Genomic DNA, 22,004 nt, shown 5'->3' with positions numbered 1-22,004 from the left:
CACCGCGCCAGAACGAATCGGCGCCTAGTGTAGCGGAAAGCGCCCCTTTCGCCGATGGGCAACAGGTAGACATCGGTGCCCTTGACCCGGCGCTACTCAGCCCGGGCAGGATCCTTGCCAAAGCAAAAAAAGGTGTTCTGCCGAGCAATGCGCATCTTGGCGCATCGTTTTAAATAATGCACACTCTATAGACAAGATAATCAACACACATGGAGCCCCCATGTCTCTCCCTGCGGAAATCCTGATCGACAAGGCCTTGATTGGCGGTGAGTGGCGCGATGCCGAGCTGCGCTTCGCCGTCACCAACCCCGCCACCGGCGAGGTGCTGGCCCAAGTGCCCGACCTCACCGCCGCCGATGCCCGCGATGCCGTGGCCGCCGCTGAAGCCGCCTGGCCGGCCTGGCGGCGGCAGACCGCCAAGCAGCGTGCCACCCTCTTGCGCGCCTGGTTCGACGCCATCATGAGGCACCAGGAAGCGCTGGCACGCCTGATGACCCTGGAACAGGGCAAGCCGCTGGCCGAGTCCCGCGGTGAGGTGGCTTACGGCGCCTCCTTCGTGGAGTTCTATGCCGAGGAAGCCAAGCGCATGGCTGGTGAGACCCTGCCGAGCCACGGCGCCGACAAGCGCATTCTGGTATTTCGCGAGCCGATCGGCGTGGTGGCGGCAATCACCCCGTGGAATTTCCCGCTAGCGATGATCACGCGCAAGTGCGCCCCGGCGCTGGCCGCCGGCTGCCCGGTGGTGATCAAACCGGCCGAGGCCACACCGCTCACCGCCTTGGCGCTCGCCAAGCTGGCGCAGGACGTCGGCTTCCCCGCCGGGGTGCTCAACGTGGTTACCGCAAGCCGCCCCGCCGAGATCGGCGAGGTCCTGACCACCGACCCGCGGGTACGCAAGATCTCCTTCACCGGCTCCACCCCGGTAGGCAAACGGCTGCTCGCCCAGTGCGCTATCACGGTCAAGAAGGCCTCCATGGAACTCGGTGGCAACGCCCCCTTCATCGTCTTCGACGATGCCGACCTGGATGCCGCGGTGGAGGGCGCCGTGGCATCAAAGTACCGCAACTCCGGCCAGACCTGCGTGTGCACCAACCGCCTGCTGGTCCAGTCCGGCGTGTATGACGCCTTCGTCGACAAGCTGGCCGCCCGGGTCGCCCAGCTGCAGGTTGGCAACGGCCTGGAGGAAGGCGTGGTGCAGGGCCCCTTGATCAACCAGGCGGCGGTGGACAAGGTGCAGTCCCACATCGCCGATGCCTTGGCCAAGGGCGGCCGGCTGGTGTGCGGCGGCGAGCCCCATACCCTCGGCGGCACCTTCTTCCAGCCCACGGTCATTGCGGACGTCACCGACGCGATGCGCGTGGCCCGTGAAGAGACCTTCGGCCCGCTGGCCCCGGTGTTCCGCTTCGACAGCGATGAGCAGGCGATCGCCATGGCCAACGCCACCGAATTCGGCTTGGCGGCCTATTTCTATGCGCGTGACTATCGGCGCATCTGGCACGTCATGGAAGGCCTGGAATACGGCATGGTGGCGGTCAACGAAGGCATCCTGTCCACCGAGCTGGCCCCGTTCGGCGGCGTGAAGGAGTCGGGCCTCGGCCGCGAAGGCTCGCATCACGGCCTGGACGAATTCACTGAACTAAAATACGTCTGTGTCGGCGGCCTCTGATCGCCTTCACCGTCTTTCCATGGAGGTACGCTAGATGAACAACGCACAGCTCAACGAACTCAAACAGCGCTACGTGGCCAACGGCTGCGCCAGCCCCGCTACCCAGTTCGCCGAGCGCGGCGAGAACGCCGAGATCTGGGACGCCGACGGCAATCGCCTGATCGATTTCGCCGGCGGCATCGGGGTGCTCAACATCGGGCATCGCCACCCTCGCGTGGTCGAGGCGGTCAAGGCGCAGCTAGACAAGCTGATGCACACCTGCGCCGTGGTCATGCCCTACGCACCCTATGTGCAGCTGGCCGAGAAGCTGGCCACCCTCACTCCCGTCAACGGCGATGCCGCCAAGGTCATGCTGGTCAATTCTGGTGCCGAAGCCCTGGAGAACGCCGTCAAGATCGCGCGGGCCGCCACCGGCCGCAGCGGCGTGATCTGCTTCGACGGCGGCTACCACGGCCGCACCTTCATGACCCTGGCCATGACCGGCAAGGTTGTGCCCTATAAGAACGACTTCGGCCCCATGCCGGGGGAAGTGTTCCGCGCGCCTTTCCCGGTGCCCTACCACGGCATCACCGAAGAGCAGGCGCTGCGCGGCCTGAAGATGCTGTTCAAGACCGACATCCCCGCCCACCGCACCGCCGCCATCGTGATCGAGCCGGTACTGGGCGAAGGCGGTTTCTATGTCGCCCCACCCAGCTTCCTCAAAGCGCTGCGGGCAATCTGCGATGAGCACGGCATCATGCTGATCATCGACGAAGTGCAGTCCGGCTTCGGCCGCACCGGCAAGCTGTTCGCCTGCGAGCACAGCGGGGTCAAGCCGGACCTGCTGACTACCGCCAAGAGCCTGGCGGACGGCATGCCGATCTCCGCCGTGGTCGGCCGCGCCGACGTGATGGACAGCTCCGGCCCCAACTCGCTGGGCGGCACCTACAGCGGTAACCCGCTCTCCTGCGCCGCAGCCCTGGCCGTGATCGAGGTGATGGAAGAGGAGAACATCCTGGCACGCAGCCACGCCCTGGGCGAGACGCTGGCCAAGCGTTTCAACGCCTGGCAGCAGGCCTACGAGTGCGTCGACAACGTGCGCCACCTGGGCGCCATGGCCGCCTTCGAACTGGTCACCGACAAGGGCAGCCGCACGCCCGACGCCGATCTGGCCGCGGCGCTGTGCAAGAAGGCCCGGGAAAAGGGACTGATCCTGCTCTCCTGCGGCATGTACGGCAACACCATCCGCTTCCTGATGCCGGTGACCATCGAGGACGAGGTGCTCGAAGAGGGGCTGGGCATCATCGAGGCTTCCCTCAAGGAACTGGTGGGCAGCCCGGCCACCGCCTGATCCCACCCGTGCACCTGACGACGCCCGCCGGCGACTGCCGGCGACTGCCGGCGGGCGTCGTCGTTCAGGCAGGGTGGACGTGCGACTCCCCTCAGGCCGGCATGTCGTTGGCCTTGGCGTCGCGCGCCCACACCCGGTGCTGGGCCATGGCGTCACGCAGCTGCGTGAAGACAGCATCCAGCGAGCTGTCGGTCAACACGCCCTCTTCGCCGGTGGGCACGCCCGCAGCGTCCAGCAACCCCTTGCCGTCGCCCACCGCGGCAATCGCCTTGAGGTGCTTGTAGGCCTCCTGCACGTAGTAGCGCCCCAGCCCCGAGCTTGCCAGGACATCCACGCTGGCGCTGCCACCGGGCACGATCACTGCATCCACCGCCACCGACGGCATGCCATTGAGCATGGCGTCAGGCGTCACGCTCTTGCCGTTGGCGGCCTTCAGCGGCGCCATGCTGGGCGCAATCACCTTGCCTTCGGCACCCTCGGCCTCGAGCTTCTGCTTGATCGCCTCGACCTGGCCGGCATCGACGCCGTCGGCGGCCAGGATCGCCACCTTACGGAACTGGATGTTCCCCGGCAGCCGTGCCATCAGGCTCAGGGTCGGCGATTCGAGCTGGGTGCTCTTGCCCAGCTGCTCCGCTGAGGCCGGCTTCTTGCTGGGTGTCTCGATGCCGTGGCTCTCGCCCACCCGGCGCGCCAGCTCCAGGTCGATATTGGGCAGGATCTCCTTGATCACGCGTTCGCGGATCCAGGGACGCTGCACCTTGGAGAGCTCGAAGGTGTAGGCGGCAATGATGTGCTCCTTCTCCACGTCCGTCTGGCTGTTCCAGAACAGCGTGGCCTGCGAGTAGTGATCGCCGAACGAAGCGCTGCGGGCGCGAACCTTGTGTGCGTCGATGCGCTCGTAGTGCGACTCGAAGCCACCATGTTCCGGCCCTGCCGGGGTTTCGCTGGGCCAGCCGCCGTCGATGGAGTTGGGCTCGTAGGAGGCCTGGCCCTTGTCGATGGTCTGGCGATGCATCGAGTCACGCTGGTTGTTGTGGAACGGGCATACCGGCTGGTTGATCGGCAGCTCATTGAAGTTGGGCCCGCCCAGGCGCAGCATCTGGGTATCCAGGTAGGAGAACAGCCGGCCCTGCAGCAGCGGGTCGTTGCTGAAGTCGATCCCCGGCACGATATGGGCAGGGTTGAACGCAACCTGCTCGGTCTCGGCGAAGTAATTGTCCGGGTTGCGGTTGAGCACCATCTTGCCGATGGGAACGACAGGCACCAGCTCCTCTGGGATCAGCTTGGTCGGGTCGAGCAGGTCGAAGTCGAAGGTGTGCTCATCCTCTTCCTCGACTACCTGAATGCCGAACTCGAACTCGAGAAAATCGCCGTTCTCAATATCCTCCCACATCATGCGCCGGTTGAAGTCGGGGTCGCGGCCCCACAGCTTCTGCGCCTCATCCCAGATCAGCGAGCAGGTGCCGGCCAGCGGCTTCCAGTGGAACTTGACGAAGCGCGCCTTGCCCTGCTTGTCGATCAGGCGGAAGGTGTGCACGCCGAAACCTTCCATGTTGCGGTAGTGGCGTGGGAAGGCGCGGTCGGACATGGTCCACAGCACCATATGGGTCGATTCCGGCATCAGCGAGACGAAGTCCCAGAAGGTGTCGTGGGCCGACTGGCCCTGGGGAATCTCGTTGTGCGGCTCGGGCTTCACCGCGTGGACGAAATCAGGAAACTTGATTGCATCCTGGATGAAGAATACCGGCATGTTGTTGGCCACCAGGTCCCAGTTGCCCTCATCGGTATAGAACTTGGTGGCGAAGCCGCGCACGTCGCGTACGGTGTCGTTGGAGCCGCGCGCGCCCTGCACGGTGGAGAAACGCACGAAAACAGGGGTCTTCTTGCCCGGGTCCTGGAACAGCCCCGCCTTGGAGTACTGGGCGGCATTGTCGTAGGGCTGGAAGTAGCCGTGGGCCGCCGCGCCGCGGGCGTGCACGATGCGTTCCGGAATGCGCTCGTTGTCGAAGTGGTTGAGCTTCTCACGGAAGATGAAGTCCTCGAGCAGCGTGGGCCCCCGCTCGCCCGCCTTCAGCGAATTGTGGTTATCGGCAATGCGCGCACCGTGGTTGGTACGCAGGTCGTGACCGGTGGCATCGCGTCGATACGTCTCGAGCTGCGCCGACTTGCTGTGTTCGTCGGTACTGAAATCCGTGTCGTTGGGCGGTCCACTGTTGGGCGTGGTGTGGGGATTGTTCGCCATGGGCAAGCTCCTTTTGTCCGGTCTGACTTCACCCTGCGCCGCGCTTCCTGCACGTCCGGCCATCGCGCTGCGTTCGGGCCTCGCCTGTCAAAGGTAGCTGGCAGGCTGGGCAGCGCCAATCGACTCCGCCTATCACGACGAAAGGCGCAGCCAATCCGGTTCAAGCTGCCAAGCAGGCCGCCGATAGGGGTATGGGGTACGTGATGTGCCTCGCTTCACCTACCAAGGAAATTGCAATGAAAAAATTACTGGCCACAGGAATCGCCGCGGCTCTCGTCACCCTGGGCACGGCCCAGGCCCAAGCCTTCGAAAACCGCGTCACGCTGGGTGCGGTTGCCGGCACCACCGGCGTGGGCGCGGATGTCGCATGGCGCTTCCATGAACGGCTGGGGGTCTCGGCGCGCTATACCGGCGGGCTGGACTGGGACGGCGACTTCGATAGCGACGACATCAACTATACAGGCGACGTGAGCCTTTCCGCGGGCAAGCTCGCGCTGGACTACTATCCTTTCGGCGGTCGTTTCTTCCTCACCGCCGGTGTGATGCTGCCGGACATGGAAGCCAACGTGGTGGGTCGCGCCAAGGACAATCAAACGATAAAGATCGGAGAGACCGACTACCAGACTAGTGAGATCGGTACGCTGAATGGCACCCTGACCATCGCCGACGGCGTGCAGCCCTATGCCGGGCTGGGCTGGCGCAGCTCGCACCGCAGCGGCTTCGGCTTCTTCTCCGAAGTGGGCGTAATGACCACTAATATCGATGTTTCATTGAGCACGTCCAGCGGACGCGAGCAGAGAGACACCGACTTGCGCCAGAATATCCGTAGTGAAGAGCAGCGCCTGAAAGACGAAGCCGACAAGCTGCCCTTCTACCCGGTGGCCGTGATCGGCATCAGCTACACCTTCTAACGCCTGCGGCCAGTCATAACGCAAGCGGCCCGAGCAAAGCCCGGGCCGCATCGTCTCAGGCGTGCGGGGCTATGTCTTGCGCACCTTCGAAATGATCCACAGCAATAGCACCGCCCCCACCGTTGCCGTAACCAGCGAACCGATCATGCCTTCGGCTCCCAGCCCCAGCAGGCGGAACAGGAAACCGCCGATTACCGCGCCTACGATGCCCACGCCGATGTTGGGCAGGATACCGAAGCCGCCACCCCGCATGATGTTACCGGCAATCCAGCCGGCCAGACCGCCAATGATCAGCCAGGCGATAAGTCCCATGTCCTCTCTCCTCTCCTTTTGATCGATTTCGGTTCCCGTGGTGAACCTTGAGGGTGCCGAAGCGCAGCTTCACTGCCAAGGGTAGCTCAGAATGACGAGCCCGGCTGCGTGAGGAACTCCCTCTCCGCGGCGCTCGACTCCCGGCCAAGCACGGCATTGCGGTGCGGGTAGCGGCCGAAACGCAGCAGGATATCGCGGTGCAGATGTTCGAAACGCAGGCTGTCTTCCAGCCCCGGCTGGTCGAACAGACGCAGTGCTTCCTCGTGAACCTTGAGCGACTCGCTGTGCATGTAGGGCATGTAGAGGAAGCTTCTTTCCACCACCGGCAGCGCAAGGTCGAGCCCCTGCGCCACGGCTTCCTGCGCCAGCACCAGCGCCATGGGGTCCTGGTCGAAGGCCCGCGCGTCATCGCGATACAGGTTGCGCGAGAACTGGTCGAGCACCAGGATCTCGGCCAGCCGCCCCCGGGGCGTATCACGCCACTCCCACAGCTCACCGGCGGCGCCCGCCTCGTGCAGCAGACCGAAGCGAGCGCGAATCGTATCGTCGAGCGCCGCGTCCTTGCGAAACCAATGGGCGGGTTCGAGCGTCTCGAACCAGAAGTGCAGCACCGCAGCGCGGTCGGGAAGCCGGTTGTCCATCGCATGTCCTCGTGGTGAGTGCTCCTGATATCATGGACTTGGCTATGCCTGTTTTCACGCTTGCCGCGTTCCTCCATCATCGGCCAAGGGAGACTCCATGACTCCGATGCTCGGCATGTTCACCTTCGTCTTCAACCTCGTCGGCCTGGTGATCTGCTTGGTCGGCCTGACCCTCGCCCAGCGCATGACGCGGCGCTGGCCCGGCTATGCGCTGGCGGTGGCAGGCTTCCTGATCGCCGCCCTGCCGCTGTGGATGCGACTGTTCACCGGCCAGTGATTCCGCCCCGGCGCTTTCCCGGCATGCCTTGCCAGACACGGCCATGAGCCTCACATTAGCCGTTGAACTGAACCGTAGAGAAGGGATGCCTCGCCCATGCATCAGTCGTTGACCCGAGAACTGAGCAACCTGATCGAGCGCGGTCGCGACCGCCAGCTGCGCCTGGCGGTAACCGGCCTGTCTCGCGCCGGCAAGACAGCCTTTCTCACCTCGCTGGTCAACCAACTGCGCCACGCCGGCCTGGAAGCGAGACTGGACCTGATGCCGGCCGCCCGCGAAGGCCGCCTGCTCGGCGCCCGACGGGTCAGCCAGCCCGACATCGGCGTACCGCGCTTTCCCTATGACCAGGCCATGGCGGCCCTGGACGCCACGGTGCCCCACTGGCCCGAGCCCACGCGTGGTATCAGCGAGCTGCGCCTGTCGATTCGCTATCGCCCGGCGCGCCGTTCGCTGCTCGGCGGCGAGGCCGCCGAGCTGAGCCTCGATCTGTTCGACTACCCAGGCGAGTGGCTGCTCGACCTGCCGCTGATGGACCACGACTACCCCGGCTGGAGCCGTGCCATGCTCACCGATACCGGCGAGCAGCGGCGCGCCCTGCTAGCAGAGTGGGAGCAGGCTGCCGCCGCGCTCGACCCCGCCGCGGAAGCCAACGAGGCGCAGCTGGCCGATATCGCCGCGCTCTATGCGCGCAGCCTGCAGGCCGCCCGCGAGGCCGGCTTCGCCAACCTGCAACCGGGGCGCTTCCTGCTGCCGGGCGATCTCGATGGCGCCCCGGTGCTGCAGTTCTTCCCTCTGCCGGCGCTGCTGCAACGCAACGAGGCCGAGCTTGCCAAGCTTCCGCCCGAGAGCAACTACGCCACCCTGTCGGCGCGCTTTCGCCACTACCAGCAGCACATCGTGCGGCCCTTCTACCGCGACCACTTTCGTCGCTTCGACCGCCAGATCGTGCTGGTCGACGTGCTCGGCGCCCTCAACGCCGGTCCCGAGCGCTTCGAGGATCTCTCGCGGGCGCTGGCCACGCTGATGCAAAGCTTCGACTACGGCAAGCGCAGCCTGCTGTCGCGGCTGTTTTCTCCGCGAATCGACCGCCTAGCGATCGCCGCCACTAAGGCCGACCACGTCACGCCGGAGCAGCACGCCAACCTCACCGCGCTGCTCGAGGCCCTGCTGGCCGAGCCGCTGCAGGACCTGCGCTACGCCGCCGTGCCGGTCAAAGCGCTGTCGCTAGCCTCGATTCGCGCCACCGAGGTGCACGAGGTGGTTCACCAGGGCCAGCGAACCCCGGCGCTGCGCGGCACGACCCTCGACGGCGAGTCGGTGCTGGTCTTTCCCGGCGAAGTACCGGCACGCCTGCCCGAGGCCGACTTCTGGCACCGCCAGGGGTTCGATTTCCGTGCCTTCCAGCCCGCCTCGCGCGAAGGCGGCGCCCTGCCCCACATTCGCCTCGACGCCGCCTTGGACTGGCTGATCGGAGACAAGCTGAAATGAGTGATCCACGCCGCAGCGACCCGCCCACCGGCGACCCCCGTCCGGCGCATCGCTTCACCCTGGACGAGCCGCAACCCGGCAGTGCGCCGCAGCCTGAGCCGCCCCGGCCGCGCCACGCCTTCGCCCCCGACCTGCCCAGCCGCGCCCTGCCCGCCACGCAGGAAACACCCGCCGAACTGGCGCTGGATGCCAGCCTGGCCCGGCCGCGCAAGCGTCGCTGGGGGTTGCTGGCAGTGCTTGGCGGTGGCCTGGTCCTGGGCACGCTGGAACTCGCCCTGAACCTGCCGGCGGCGATGCTGGGCGGTAACTGGCTGAGCGGTGCTTGGAGCCTGCTGGGCCTGGGGGCACTCGGCCTCGGCGCCATGGCGCTGGTACGCGAAGCCTGGCGCCTGCGCCGGCTGCGCCGCCACGACCGGCTGCGCACCCGGCTCAGCCGCCTGCCCGAGGCCGGCGCCGAAGAGGCGCACGCCCTGGCGCAGACACTCAAGCAGCAGCTACGCCTCGACGACGACCACCCTCACTGGCAGGCCTATCTCGCCGCCCGCCAGCCCCATCACCTTGGCGCCGATATCCACGCCCTGCTCGCGCACCACCTTTTGGCCCCGCGCGACCGCGAGGTGCGACGCCTGATCTCACGCATGTCCGGCGAAACCGCGGTGATGGTCGCAGTCAGCCCTCTCACCCTGGTCGACATGGCGCTGGTGGCGTGGCGCAACCTGGCCATGCTCGACCGCATCAGCCGGCTCTACGGTCTCGAGCTCGGCTACGCCAGCCGCCTGCGCCTGCTGCGCAGCGTGCTCTACAACATGGCCTTTGCCGGCGCCACGGAGATGGCCAGCGAAGCGGGCATGGAGCTGATCTCGCTGAACCTGGCCGGACGCCTCTCGGCGCGCGCCGGCCAGGGCATGGGCGTGGGGCTGCTTAGCGCCCGGCTGGGGCTGAGGGCCCAGCGCCTGACCCGCCCTCTGGTCTTCACCGCCCAGGAGGCGCCGCGCATGGCCGACCTGCGCAGCGAACTGTGGCAGCAGCTGCGTCGGCTGGAAAAGCCGGAATAAGCCAGCGTCAGCCCAGGGTCTTGACCCGGGTCATGACAACCTCGGCGCAAACCGCTAGGCTCGAAGTGAGTATGCTCGGGCTCAAACCAGAAAAAAGGAAACGTCATGTTCGACTCCATCCTCGTTCCCGTCGACGGCTCGGAAGGCGCGAAGAAAGCCTTGGCCGTCGCCTGCCAGCTCGCCAGCCAGACCGACACCACCCTGCACCTGCTACACATCCCCGAAGAGCTCTCCCACGAGACCACGCTGGTATGGGGCATCGGCGCCATCGCCATCGAGGCGTCCCGCCAGGAGCGCGAGGACATTGGCCGCCAGGTGGTCGAGAAAGCCGCCGCCGAGGCACGTGCCCAGGGCATCACCAAGGTCGAGACGGTCATTGGCCAGGGTGACCCGGCCCGCACCATTCTCAGCGAGGCGCGCCGGCGCGGCATCGCCGCCATCGTCATGGGCAGCCGCGGCCTCAGCGACTTCAAGGGGCTGATGGTCGGCAGCGTATCGCACAAGGTCAGTCATACCGCCGACTGCACCGTCATCACCGTGCGCTGATTCCGGGCCCGACCAGCCATCGGGCTGGGGTCGGGCAATCGCTCCCTTTATCCGTCAGTTCATGGCGCACCGGCGCTCTTCACAGCCGGTGTCGCCCGACGGCGGCAAGCCGCTGATTTCCTGTCATCCCCGCCGACACGTTTGGCGCCGGCCGCGGGAATCCGTATAGTGGCCCTCCTATCCCGCCACACGTCCGTGACCATGCTGCAGAACAACCCGCTGCTCGCCCAGCTCAAGCAACAGATCCGTGAAACCACGCCGCGCGCCGAGGGGGTCATCAAGGCCACCGACAAGGGTTTCGGCTTCCTCGAAACCGACGATGGCCAGTCCTACTTCGTGCCGCCGCCGGCCATGAAGCTGGTGCTGCACGGCGATCGCGTCCAAGCCGTGATCCACGAGAATGGCGACAAGACCTCCGTAGAGCCGGACGCCCTGCTCGAAGCAGGTCTGAGCCGCTTCATCGCCCGGGTGCAGAAGCGCGAAGGTCGCCTGGCCGTGGTGCCCGATCACCCGCTGATCAAGAGCGCGCTCAAGGCAAGGATCAAGAACAGCCTCGACGAGGCCAGCATCGGCGACGGCGACTGGGTCGTGGCGCGGCTGGTGCGCCATCCGCTCAAGCCCGACGACCGAGCCTTCTTCACCCAGATCGACGAACTGGTGGCCAAGGTCGACGACCCCGCCGTGCCGTGGCGCGTTACCCTGGCTCGCCATGCGCTCGAGCAGGAATGCCCGCATGCGGGCGACGATTGGCCGCTGCGCGACGAAGGGCTCGTGCGCGAGGACCTTACCGCCGAGCCTTTCTTCACTATCGACAGCGAGAAGACCCGCGACATGGACGATGCCCTGCGTATCGCCCCACGCGAGGAGGGAGGCTGGCACCTGACGGTGGCCATTGCCGACCCCACCGCCTATGTCGAGGAGGGCCATGCTGCCGACCTGGAGGCCCGCACCCGTGCCTTCACGGTCTACCTGCCGGGCCAGAACGTCACCATGCTGCCCGAGCTTCTGGCCGACGATCTCTGTTCGCTGCGCGAGGGCGAGACGCGTCCGGTGCTGGCATGCACGCTCGACGTCGAAGCCGACGGCAGCCTGGGTGACTACCGTTTCTTCGCCGCCACCATGCGCTCCCGCGCCAAGCTGGTCTACGACCGGATCTCCGACTGGCTGGACGGCCAGGGCGAGTGGACGCCGACCGACGAGATCGGCGAGCAGCTGCGCGCCCTGCGCGACATGACCGAGGCGCGCGCCGCCTGGCGCGCCGAGCATGCGCTGGTGTTCAAGGACCGGCCCGACTACGTGTTCGACCTCGACCCGGCGGGCAATGTGCTCGACGTGCGCATCGAAGAGCGCCGCATCGCCAACCGCATGATCGAGGAGTCGATGATCGCGGCCAACGCCTGCTGTGCGCACTATCTTGCCGAGCACGTGGGCCACGGCATCTTCAATGTGCATCGCGCCTTCGACCCGGAAAAGGCCGAGGCCGCCCACGAGTTCCTCACCGCCCAGCAGATCGAAGTGGAGCTCGAAGCGCTCTCCGAGCTGCCGCGCTACAAGGAGCTCAAGCGTGCCCTGGAGAGCCGCGACGACGCCTGGCTCGACGCCCGCCTGCGCCGCTTCCAGGGCTTCACCAGCATGTCGGCCCGCCCCGGCCCACACTTCGGCCTGGGCCTGGCAGCCTATGCCACCTGGACCTCGCCGATCCGTAAGTACGGCGACATGGTCAACCATCGCCTGATCAAGCGGGTATTGAAGGGTGAACAGGCCCCGGTGGAAGCCACTCAGGCCCTCACCGAACAGCTGACCGAGCGCCGCCGGCTCAACCGCATGGCCGAGCGCGACGTCAAGGACTGGCTCTATGTGCGCTACCTGAGCCCGGCCGCCGAGGCGCAGGAAGCCTTCGAGGCGGAAATCTTCGGTATCAGCCGCGGCGGCATGCGCGTGCGCCTGACCGCCAACGGTGCCACGGCCTTCGTGCCCGCCCCGATGATCCACAGCGATCGCGACAAAGTGGTCATCGACGACAAGGAAGGCCGCATTCAGGTCGAAGGCGAAGAGCGCTACAAGCTTGGGGATGTGATTCGCATCGAGCTGGTCGAGGCCCGTGAGGAGACCCGCTCGCTGGTGGCGCGTCCTGCCGTCTGACTCCGACCGGCAAACCATGCAACACGCCTCGACCTGGGTCGAGGCGTTTTTTGTCACGCCGCATGCGAGCCGTATGACCGCGGCCTGGGACATGCGGCTCGTATCCGCTCGCACGTGACGAAGCAAGGCCAGGTAGGCGCACGAGTTCGCCTACGACGTATTTATGCTTGCCTCCCTCTCGCTTTGCCCTCTGCCTTGTGGCATTTTCCTACTGATAAAAATCAAACCATAAGCGTGACCTTTCTAGTCGTTGCGCAGCAGGGAACACATACATCATGGCCGCACGATGGGGATTGCGTGGCAAATCGGTTGCGACGCTGCTACTCGCCTGCCTGCTTTCCTTGATACCGGCATTACTGCTGGGCTGGAAGGCCGTCGATGATATTCGTCGCCACTTCGCACACGCCTACGCGGAAAACTACACCCTGCTGCACATGCAGCGAATCCTGGCGCCGGTGTCGCGCGAACTGGCACTGGCCCAGCGCTTCGCAGAGAGTCTCTCGCTGCGGGAGTGGCTGATCGGCGAAGAAGATACTGCGCGCCGCGATCGGTTCCTGACAGAAGCGGAGGGCTATCGGCATGCCTTTGCCGACCGCTCCTATTTCGTGATCGCCGATGCCAGCGGCAACTACTACTATGCCAGCGCTGACGATCCCAGCGCCGAGACGCCCCGCTATCGCCTCGACGCCAGCCAACCGAACGACGCCTGGTATTTCCAGCTACGCCGCACCGACAGGCCTTACAACCTCAACGTCAACATCGACCGGGAGCTCGACGTGACCAAGGTCTGGCTCAACGTCCCGGTACGAGATGGCGACAGGCTGCTGGGATTAGCCGGCACCGGCTTCGAGCTTGGCGACTTTCTCAATGCTTTCATTCGCGACGAAGCCGAGGGACTGACCCCAATGATCGTCGATCGGCACGGCGCCCTGCAGGCGCACCCGTCCCGTGAACACATTGCATTCGGCTCCGGCGCAGGCGAGCTCGACGAGAGACACACCATCCACCCCCTGCTCGGCAACGAAGAGCAGCGTGCCGCACTCGCCAACGCCCTGCAGGCCGCCGCGCTGGCTCCCGACACCACCCAGACTCTGTGGGCCACGCTGGAAACCCAGGAGCGCCTGCTCTCGGTAGGCTTCATTCCCGAACTCGACTGGTACCTGATCACGGCACTGGACATGAGCGTGGCGCAGATCCTCGATCGCCGCTGGCTGTGGCCGCTGCTGTTTGCCGCCGCGCTGGTTCTGGTCATTGTCTTCATCGTCTTCGCTCTGGCCATCGAGCGGTTGATCCTCGCGCCACTCAATCGTTTCAAGCAATCGGCCCAGGCCATTGCCGCCGGCCACTACGATTCGCCCTTGCCCACCTCTCGCAACGATGAGATCGGCCAGCTTTCCCAGGCCTTCTCGCACATGGTCGACCAGGTCCAGCGCCATACCCGCGAGCTGGAGGCCAAGGTGCGTGAACGCACCCAGGCGCTCGAGCAGACCAATGCGGAAATGGCGGCGACGCAGAAGAAGCTGGGCGACTCGATCGACTATGCCAGCTTCATACAGCGCGCCATCCTCCCCGACCGCCAGCTCGCGCGCCATCTGGAGCATCACCACGGCGTACTGTGGAAGCCTCGTGACACGGTCGGCGGCGATTTCTATCTCTTTCGCCCGGCGGCCGGCGGCTATCTTTTCGGGGTAGTGGATTGTGCCGGCCATGGCGTACCCGGTTCATTGATGACCATGCTGGCCAGGGCCATTCTCGACCATGCCATTCTCAAGGTAGGCTGCCAGGACCCTGCGGCCATCCTCAACGAGACCGATGGACAGAGCCGCGAGCTGCTTGGAGCCGAGCAGCTGCCGGCGTCGGTCGCCACGCATATGGATGTCGGCCTGGCCTGGGTCGACCTGGTCACTCGACAGATCACCTTCGCCGGGGCCAAGATCGGCCTGTATGCCACCGACGGCACGGCGCTGGTTCACCTCACCGGCGACAAGCGCCCCCTTGGCCACAAGCGCAGGATCGCCTACCGCAACCAGTCACTCGAGCTGAAGCCCGGCTGGACCTATACGCTGTGCACCGACGGCTTCTTCGACCAGGCCGGCGGCAGCGACGGCTTCGGTTTTGGCAGCTCACGCTTCGAGGCGTTGCTCAAGGCCCAGGCACCCAACTCGTTGACGGCACAAATGGAAGCCTTCGAGCTGGCCCTGAACACCTATCAGGGCACGCTTCCCCAGCGCGACAACATCACCCTCTTGAGCTTTCGCTTCACCGAACAGGATTGCTCCCGCGGTAGCGACCGCATCCCCCTGCTGCCTGCCGAGGCAGTCGTCCCCCTACAGGAGAAGGCGTGAATGAACCTGTTGAGCATGCGAGAAAACTATCTCGAGCAGCGCATCATGCTGTGCTTCAATGGCCCGATTTCGCGCAGCTTGATCGAGGAGATCGGTAATGCCCTGCGCAACTACCTCAGCTCCCAGCAGGCCACGCCATCGGCTGCCATGGACGTCTTCGCCGCTTACATCGAGATGACCCAGAACATTCGCCACTATGCCGCGCGCCAGGGGTATGACGAGGAAACGGCGTCGGCCACCGTGGCGGTTGCCAAGAACGAGCAGGGGCTATACCTCGTCTCGGCCGGGAACATTGTCGAGCTCGCCGATGGTGAGCGTCTGCTGGAGACCATCGGCGAGCTCGCGTTATTGGATGCACAAGCCCTGAAGAAGGCGTACAAGCAGCAGCTGCGCATGCCACGCAACGATCCTCAGTCTGGCTCAGGGGCCGGCCTTGGCCTGCTCGACATTGCGCGCAAGTCGAGCGAGCCGATGCAGGCTTCCCTGCAGCCCCTTGCCGACGGACGGGGCTTCTTCAGCCTCACCGCCGTGATCTGATCAATCGAGTCTTTGCCATGACAAATGACCTCAACATTTCCGGCAGCCAGTCGACGCCCACCATCGTCAGCGATTGGCAGGCCGGCATGCTTTCCATGCAGGGTGACTCCTATCCGGAGAACTCCTTCGAACTCTTTGACAGCGTCATCGACTGGGTCCAACGCTTTCTCGCCGAAGAAACGCGACCGCTGACGCTGACGTTGGCACTCATCTACCTGAACACCAGCTCGGTGAAGGCCATGATGGATATCTTCGACCTGCTCGAAGAGGCGCACCAGGGCGGCCGCGGCATCCAGGTCACCTGGCACTACGATCCGCGCAATGAGCGAATCGCGGAGCTGGCCGAGGAGTTTCGAGAAGATTGCACTTTCCCGTTCGACATCACGCCCGCCCCGGCTTGCGTATGATGCGTGAAGAGTCGGAACTTCTGGCACGGGTCGAAGCCCTGCTCAGCGATGCCGCCTATGCGGAGCATCCGCTTAAGGACGCGCTTGCCCAGCTGTATGCGTTTCATTGCACCGAGAAGAAACGCCTCGAGCGCCTGGTAACGATCGCCGACAACTATCAGCGCTACCTTCGCGAAGACGAGATCGTTGCCCGGCGACGCTACCAGAACACCTTACGCCGCCAGGAGAAACTGTCACGCATCTCCGATGGGTATCAACAGCTCATGCGTGAGCACAACCAGGATCTCCAGCAAGCCTCGACCCACGACGCCCTCACCGGCCTGCCCAACCGACGCATGATCGACGAGCGGCTGTCCAAGCTGACCCGACGCTACACGCTAGTGATGCTCGACATCGATCATTTCAAGCAGATCAACGACCTGTACGGTCACGAGGCAGGCGACAGAGTGCTGGTTGCGATCGCCCAGGAAATTCGCGCGGCGCTGCGCGACTGCGATCTCTGTGCACGCTGGGGAGGTGAGGAGTTTCTGCTCATGCTGGCCAACGTCGGCCTCGACGAAGCCAGGGCCATTGTCGATCGCCTGCGCCAGCGGCTGTCTGCACTGTCGGTCACGGTGAATCAAACCCAGCTCTCGATCACTGCAAGCGCCGGTTTGAGTGAGTTTCGCGAGGGAGAGGACCTACTCGACCATACGCTACAGCGTGCCGACCAGGCGTTGCTGGAAGCCAAGCGCACTGGGCGCAACCGCAGCTGCATTGCGGCCTGAAGGTGCCGTTAGCGCAGTATGGCGGCCTCAGCGGCTGAAAGCATCTCATGAAAAAGGGCACCCGCGAGGGTGCCCTTTCAGCCTTGCCAGATACCAACAGCTTACCAGCCGGTGACATCCTTCAGTGCATCGCCGATCTCAGCCAGGGAGCGCACGGTGCGGACACCCGCGTCTTCCAGCGCGGCGAACTTCTCGTCGGCAGTGCCCTTGCCACCGGAGATGATCGCGCCGGCATGGCCCATGCGCTTGCCCGGAGGCGCAGTGACGCCGGCAATGTAGGAGACCACCGGCTTGGTCACGTTGGCCTTGATGTAGGCGGCGGCTTCTTCCTCGGCGGTACCGCCGATCTCACCGATCATCACGATGGCCTCGGTCTTGGGGTCCTTCTCGAACATCGCGAGGATGTCGATGAAGTTGGAACCCGGGATCGGGTCGCCGCCGATGCCCACGCAGGTGGACTGGCCGAAACCGTGGTCGGTGGTCTGCTTGACCGCTTCGTAGGTCAGGGTGCCGGAACGCGACACGATGCCGACCCGGCCCGGCTTGTGGATGTGGCCCGGCATGATGCCGATCTTGCACTCGCCCGGGGTGATCACGCCGGGGCAGTTCGGCCCGATCAGGCGTACGCCCAGCTCATCGCACTTGACCTTGACGTCGAGCATGTCCAGCGTCGGGATGCCTTCGGTGATGCAGACGATCAGCTTGATGCCGGCGTTGGCGGCTTCGAGGATCGAATCCTTGCAGAAGGCGGCCGGCACGTAGATCACGCTGGCCTCGGCGCCAGTCTTCTCGACGGCTTCCTTGACGGTATTGAACACCGGCAGACCCAGGTGCTCCTGGCCGCCCTTGCCCGGGGTCACGCCGCCAACCATCTTGGTACCGTAGGCAAGCGCCTGCTCGGAATGGAAGGTCCCCTGGCCGCCGGTGAAACCCTGGCAGATGACCTTGGTGTTCTTGTCGATCAGGATACTCATTACTTGCCCTCCGCTGCCTTGACAACCTGCTGAGCCGCATCGGTCAGGCTCGTGGCAGCGATGATGTTCAGACCGCTGGAGGCCAGTTTCTCGGCGCCCAGCTCGGCGTTGTTACCTTCCAGGCGAACCACCACCGGCACGTTGACGCCGACCTGCTCGACGGCTCCGATGATGCCTTCCGCGATCATGTCGCAGCGCACAATACCGCCGAAGATGTTGACCAGCACGGCCTTGACGTTGTCGTCGGACAGGATCAGCTTGAAGGCCTCGGCCACGCGCTCCTTGGTGGCGCCACCGCCCACGTCGAGGAAGTTGGCCGGCTTGCCGCCGTTGAGGTTGACGATGTCCATGGTGCCCATGGCCAGACCGGCGCCGTTGACCATGCAGCCGATGTTGCCGTCAAGCGCCACGTAGTTGAGCTCCCACGCCGCCGCTTCGGCCTCGCGCTCGTCCTCCTGCGACGGGTCGCGCATGGCCTGCAGGTCCGGATGACGGTACAGGGCGTTGCTGTCCAGATTGATCTTGGCGTCGAGGCAGTGCAGGTTGCCTTCGTCGGTGATCACCAGCGGGTTGATCTCGAGCAGCGCCAGATCCTTCTCGTGGAACAGCCGCGACAGGCCCAGGAAGATCTTGGTGAACTGCTTGACCTGGTCGCCCTTCAGGCCCAGGGCGAAGGCCAGCTCACGCGCCTGGTACGGCTGCGCACCGACCAGCGGGTCGATCTCGGCCTTGAGAATCTTCTCGGGGGTTTCCTCGGCGACCTTCTCGATCTCGACGCCACCTTCAGTCGAAGCCATGAACACCACGCGACGCGTGGTGCGGTCGACCACGGCGCCCAGGTAGAGCTCGCTGGCGATGTCGGTGCAGTTCTCGACCAGAATCTTGGCCACCGGCTGACCGTTCGCATCGGTCTGGTAGGTCACCAGGTTCTTGCCCAGCCACTGCTCGGCGAAGGCCTTGGCCTCTTCCGGGCTCTTGATCAGCTTGACGCCGCCGGCCTTGCCGCGGCCACCCGCGTGCACCTGGGCCTTGACGACCCACATGTCGCCACCGATCTTCTTGCAGGCTTCCGCGGCTTCCTCAGGGGTGTCGACGGCGAAGCCCTTGGAGACCGGCAGACCATAATCGGCAAACAGCTGTTTGCCCTGATACTCGTGAAGGTTCATCGATTCATGCCATTGGTTGCATGTGACTCGAATGGTGGCCACTGAACGGGCCACCCCCGTTCGCGCCTGATGCATGGTCGGGCGCGACGCGCCACCCGCAGGTGGCGCTTGTTGTTACGGCTACTGCGTGAACTGGCTTACTTGCGCTTCTTGCGGTTGGCCATGTGAATGGCATGGCCATCCACGGCCAGGGCCGCTTCGTGAATCGCTTCCGCCGTGCTCGGGTGGGCGTAGCAGGTCAGCGCCAGGTCTTCGGCGCTGGAGCCGAACTCCAGCGCGATGACGCCCTGAGCGATCAGCTCACCGGCGTGCTGGCTGACGATGTGCATGCCCAGGATACGGTCGGTCTCGGCATCGGCAATGATCTTGACCATGCCTTCCGGCGCGTTGTTGGCCAGCGCCCGGCCGTTGGCCGAGAACGGGAAGGTACCAATATTGACCTCGATGCCCTTGGCCTTGGCGTCCTGCTCGGTCAGGCCAACCCAGGCCACTTCCGGCGAGGTGTAGATCACGCTGGGAATGGCGTCGTAGTTCATCTCGGCCTTGTGGCCAGCGATGATGTCAGCCACCATCACGCCCTCTTCCGAGGCCTTGTGCGCCAGCATCGGACCGCGCACGCAGTCACCGATGGCGTAGATGCCCGGCACGCTGGTGCGACACTGGTCATCGACATGGATGAAGCCACGCTCGTCGAGGCCCACGCCGACGTTCTCATCGACCACGCCCTGGGTGTAGGGGCGGCGGCCGACGCAGACGATCAGCTTGTCGAAGGTCAGCTCCTGGTCGCCGGCGCTGTCGCTATACTTGACCACGACCTCGCTGCCCTTGACCTCGGAGCCGGTGACGCGAGCGCCCAGCTTGATGTCCAGGCCCTGCTTCTTGAGCAGCTTCTGGGTCTCCTTGGCGATGGCGGTGTCGACCATCGGCAGGAAGCTGTCCATGGCTTCGAGCACAGTCACCTCGGCACCCAGGCGGCTCCACACGCTGCCCAGCTCCAGGCCGATGACGCCGGCGCCGATCACGCCCAGGCGCTTCGGCACTTCGGTAAACTCCAGCGCGCCGGTGGAAGTGACGACGATGTCCTCGTGCAGCGGGGTCGGCGGGATCTCCACCGGCACCGAACCTGCGGCGATGACGATGTTGTCGGCTTCATAGGTGGTCTTGCCGCCGTCATGGTCGGTGACTTCGACCTGCTTGGCGGCCACGACCTTGCCGGTGCCGTCGATGGCGGTGACGCCGTTGGCCTTGAACAGGGCGCTGATGCCGCCCACGTTCTTGGCGATGACGGAGTTCTTGAACTCCAGCATCTTGGCGACGTTGGGCTTGGGCGGCTCCAGGTCGATGCCGATCTCGGCGAAATGATCGCGTGCCTCGACGAACTTGTGGGATGTCTCGAGCAGCGCCTTGGAAGGAATGCAGCCTACGTTCAGACAGGTGCCGCCGTGGACGGTTTTGCCTTCCTTGTTGACCCATTTCTCGACGCAGGCGGTCTTCAGCCCCATCTGGGCGGCGCGGATGGCGGCTACGTAGCCCCCGGGGCCCGCGCCGATGACGATCACATCAAATTTGTCGGCCATGTCGTTTTCCTGTTGATCGGTTCGCGTTTGAGTCCGTTGCGGCAGCGCCTCAGATATCCAGCAGCAGGCGAGCCGGATCCTCGAGCAGTTCCTTGATGGTGACCAGGAACTGCACCGCATCCTTGCCGTCGATCATACGGTGGTCGTATGACAGGGCCAGGTACATCATCGGGCGGATCTCGACCTTACCCTTGACGGCCATGGGACGCTCCTGGATCTTGTGCATGCCCAGGATGGCGGTCTGCGGCGGGTTGAGGATCGGCGTGGACATCAGCGAGCCGAAGATGCCGCCGTTGGTGATGGTGAAGGTACCGCCCTGCATCTCCTCGATGCCGAGCTTGCCGTCACGCGCCCGCTTGCCGAAGTCTACGATGCCCTTCTCGACGTCGGCGATCTTCATGCTGTCGGTGTCGCGCAGCACCGGCACCACCAGGCCACGTTCGGTGGAAACTGCCACGCCGATGTCCTGATAGCCGTGGTAGACGATGTCGGTGCCGTCGATGGAGGCGTTGACATCCGGGAAGCGCTTGAGCGCCTCGGAGGCCGCCTTGACGAAGAAGCCCATGAAGCCGAGCTTGACGTCGTGGCTCTTCTGGAAGGCGTCCTTGTACTGTGCACGCAGATCCATCACCGCACCCATGTCCACCTCGTTGTAGGTGGTCAGCATGGCGGCGGTCTGCTGGGCCTGGACCAGGCGCTTGGCGATGGTCTGGCGCAGGCGGCTCATCGGCACGCGCTTCTCGGGGCGCTCGCCCTCGAAGGCCGGCGCCGCTGCGGCCTGCTTCGGCGCGGCGGCAGGCGCGGCGCTCTTCTTGGCTGAACCGGCCTGCACGGCGCGCTGCACGTCCTCCTTGAGGATGCGGCCGCCCTTGCCGGTGCCTTCGATCTTGCTGACGTCGAGATCGTGCTCGGCCACCAGCTTGCGCGCTGCCGGCGCCAGGATCTTGTCGCCGATCTTCTCGTCCGCGTCACCGCCGGCACTGGCTTCGTCCTCGTCGCCATGGGACTCGGCGGAAGCACCTTCGCCGCCGGCACCTTCGGTGAAGATTGCCAGCACCTCTTCGGAGGCCACCTGACTACCCTCCTCAGCCTTGATCTCGGCGATAACGCCATCCGCGGGCGCCACCACCTCCAGCACCACCTTGTCGGTCTCGATGTCGGCCAGCACCTCGTCGCGCTTGACCGCCTCACCCACCTTCTTGTGCCAGGTGGCCACGGTGCCTTCCTGGATCGACTCGGGGAAGGTCGGCGCCTTCACCTGGTGAGACTTGCCGCCGGCAGCCGGCGCAGCCTTGGCCTCGGCTTTCGCATCGGCCTTGCCACCCTTGCTCTCGCCTCCCTTGGCACCCGCCGCCCCGATCTTGCCCAGGATCTGCTCGGACTGCACGGTGTCGCCTTCCTCGGCCATCACCTCGGTCAGCGTGCCGGCTTCCGGCGCCAGCACCTCGAGCACCACCTTGTCGGTCTCGATCTCGACGATCAGCTCGTCGCGCTCGACGCTGTCACCTGGCTTCTTGTGCCAGGCGGCCACGCTGCCTTCGGCAACGGATTCCGGAAAGGTGGGCGCTTTGATCTCGGTAGCCATGTCGTTTCCCTTGTATGTTCTCTCTCGTCCCGGTGG

19 protein-coding genes are annotated in these 22,004 nt (G+C 65.1%); 12 read left to right on the top strand and 7 right to left on the bottom strand.

The window, feature by feature from the left end:
- Positions 1-220 precede the first annotated feature (220 nt).
- Together ACT7B3_RS05120 and gabT are read left to right on the top strand one after the other, a co-directional pair.
- Positions 221-1,666: an NAD-dependent succinate-semialdehyde dehydrogenase gene (locus ACT7B3_RS05120; RefSeq protein ID WP_445157098.1), complete on the top strand. Its 1,446-nt coding sequence runs from the start codon at positions 221-223 to the stop codon at positions 1,664-1,666.
- Between the two features lie 34 nt (positions 1,667-1,700).
- Entirely contained in the window at positions 1,701-2,996 is a 1,296-nt protein-coding gene (gene gabT, locus ACT7B3_RS05115; protein ID WP_445157097.1) for a 4-aminobutyrate--2-oxoglutarate transaminase, read from the top strand.
- Positions 2,997-3,087: 91 nt separating this feature from the next.
- On the opposite strand, the gene katE is transcribed toward gabT, so the two are convergent.
- Complete coding sequence (gene katE / locus ACT7B3_RS05110; protein ID WP_445157096.1) at positions 3,088-5,238, bottom strand: catalase HPII; 2,151 nt, start codon at positions 5,236-5,238, stop codon at positions 3,088-3,090.
- 236 nt (positions 5,239-5,474) lie between these two features.
- Here katE and ACT7B3_RS05105 point away from each other — a divergent pair, with 236 nt between their 5' ends.
- Entirely contained in the window at positions 5,475-6,149 is a 675-nt protein-coding gene (locus ACT7B3_RS05105; protein ID WP_444678148.1) for a hypothetical protein, read from the top strand.
- Positions 6,150-6,218: 69 nt separating this feature from the next.
- Here ACT7B3_RS05105 and ACT7B3_RS05100 read toward each other — a convergent pair whose 3' ends face one another.
- Together ACT7B3_RS05100 and ACT7B3_RS05095 are read right to left on the bottom strand one after the other, a co-directional pair.
- On the bottom strand, positions 6,219-6,461 hold the full coding sequence (locus tag ACT7B3_RS05100; protein WP_444678149.1) for a GlsB/YeaQ/YmgE family stress response membrane protein: 243 nt from the start codon (positions 6,459-6,461) through the stop codon (positions 6,219-6,221).
- Between the two features lie 86 nt (positions 6,462-6,547).
- Entirely contained in the window at positions 6,548-7,102 is a 555-nt protein-coding gene (locus tag ACT7B3_RS05095) for a DUF924 family protein (protein WP_445157095.1), read from the bottom strand.
- A gap of 97 nt (positions 7,103-7,199) precedes the next feature.
- Here ACT7B3_RS05095 and ACT7B3_RS05090 point away from each other — a divergent pair, with 97 nt between their 5' ends.
- The 9 genes from ACT7B3_RS05090 (at position 7,200) to siaD (ending at position 16,666) form a co-directional block, all read left to right on the top strand.
- Complete coding sequence (locus ACT7B3_RS05090) at positions 7,200-7,379, top strand: hypothetical protein (RefSeq protein WP_444678150.1); 180 nt, start codon at positions 7,200-7,202, stop codon at positions 7,377-7,379.
- A gap of 96 nt (positions 7,380-7,475) precedes the next feature.
- Positions 7,476-8,867 (top strand): YcjX family protein, encoded by a 1,392-nt coding sequence (locus tag ACT7B3_RS05085; RefSeq protein WP_444678151.1) that lies wholly within the window; start codon positions 7,476-7,478, stop codon positions 8,865-8,867.
- Positions 8,864-9,922, top strand: coding sequence for a TIGR01620 family protein (locus ACT7B3_RS05080; RefSeq protein WP_445157094.1), 1,059 nt, complete (start codon positions 8,864-8,866; stop codon positions 9,920-9,922). The genes ACT7B3_RS05085 and ACT7B3_RS05080 overlap by 4 nt, the downstream gene beginning before the upstream one ends.
- A 105-nt stretch (positions 9,923-10,027) precedes the next feature.
- The gene (locus ACT7B3_RS05075; RefSeq protein WP_445157093.1) at positions 10,028-10,468 is read left to right on the top strand and encodes a universal stress protein; all 441 of its coding nucleotides are present in this window, start codon (positions 10,028-10,030) and stop codon (positions 10,466-10,468) included.
- A 201-nt stretch (positions 10,469-10,669) separates the two neighbouring features.
- The gene (locus ACT7B3_RS05070) at positions 10,670-12,610 is read left to right on the top strand and encodes an exoribonuclease II (protein ID WP_445158843.1); all 1,941 of its coding nucleotides are present in this window, start codon (positions 10,670-10,672) and stop codon (positions 12,608-12,610) included.
- A gap of 275 nt (positions 12,611-12,885) precedes the next feature.
- Positions 12,886-14,955, top strand: coding sequence for a biofilm regulation protein phosphatase SiaA (siaA, locus tag ACT7B3_RS05065; RefSeq protein ID WP_445157092.1), 2,070 nt, complete (start codon positions 12,886-12,888; stop codon positions 14,953-14,955).
- Complete coding sequence (gene siaB / locus ACT7B3_RS05060; protein WP_445157091.1) at positions 14,956-15,492, top strand: biofilm regulation protein kinase SiaB; 537 nt, start codon at positions 14,956-14,958, stop codon at positions 15,490-15,492.
- Positions 15,493-15,509: 17 nt separating this feature from the next.
- On the top strand, positions 15,510-15,899 hold the full coding sequence (gene siaC, locus ACT7B3_RS05055) for a biofilm regulation phosphoprotein SiaC (RefSeq protein WP_444678156.1): 390 nt from the start codon (positions 15,510-15,512) through the stop codon (positions 15,897-15,899).
- Positions 15,896-16,666 (top strand): biofilm regulation diguanylate cyclase SiaD, encoded by a 771-nt coding sequence (gene siaD, locus ACT7B3_RS05050; protein ID WP_445157090.1) that lies wholly within the window; start codon positions 15,896-15,898, stop codon positions 16,664-16,666. Before siaC ends, siaD begins: the two co-directional genes overlap by 4 nt.
- A gap of 101 nt (positions 16,667-16,767) precedes the next feature.
- Here the strand turns inward: siaD and sucD are convergent, their stop codons facing one another.
- The 4 genes from sucD to odhB form a co-directional block, all read right to left on the bottom strand.
- Complete coding sequence (gene sucD / locus ACT7B3_RS05045) at positions 16,768-17,640, bottom strand: succinate--CoA ligase subunit alpha (RefSeq protein WP_445157089.1); 873 nt, start codon at positions 17,638-17,640, stop codon at positions 16,768-16,770.
- Positions 17,640-18,806: an ADP-forming succinate--CoA ligase subunit beta gene (gene sucC / locus ACT7B3_RS05040; protein ID WP_444678158.1), complete on the bottom strand. Its 1,167-nt coding sequence runs from the start codon at positions 18,804-18,806 to the stop codon at positions 17,640-17,642. The genes sucD and sucC overlap by 1 nt, the downstream gene beginning before the upstream one ends.
- A gap of 137 nt (positions 18,807-18,943) precedes the next feature.
- The gene (gene lpdA, locus ACT7B3_RS05035) at positions 18,944-20,383 is read right to left on the bottom strand and encodes a dihydrolipoyl dehydrogenase (protein WP_444678159.1); all 1,440 of its coding nucleotides are present in this window, start codon (positions 20,381-20,383) and stop codon (positions 18,944-18,946) included.
- 49 nt (positions 20,384-20,432) lie between these two features.
- Positions 20,433-21,968, bottom strand: a complete 1,536-nt coding sequence (gene odhB, locus ACT7B3_RS05030; protein ID WP_445157088.1) for a 2-oxoglutarate dehydrogenase complex dihydrolipoyllysine-residue succinyltransferase — start codon at positions 21,966-21,968, stop codon at positions 20,433-20,435.
- Between the last annotated feature and the right edge of the window lie 36 nt (positions 21,969-22,004).

Source organism: Halomonas sp. E14 (assembly GCF_052568415.1).
The sequence above is the reverse complement of the archived record's forward strand: the minus strand, read 5'-3'. Positions and strand labels throughout refer to the sequence as shown.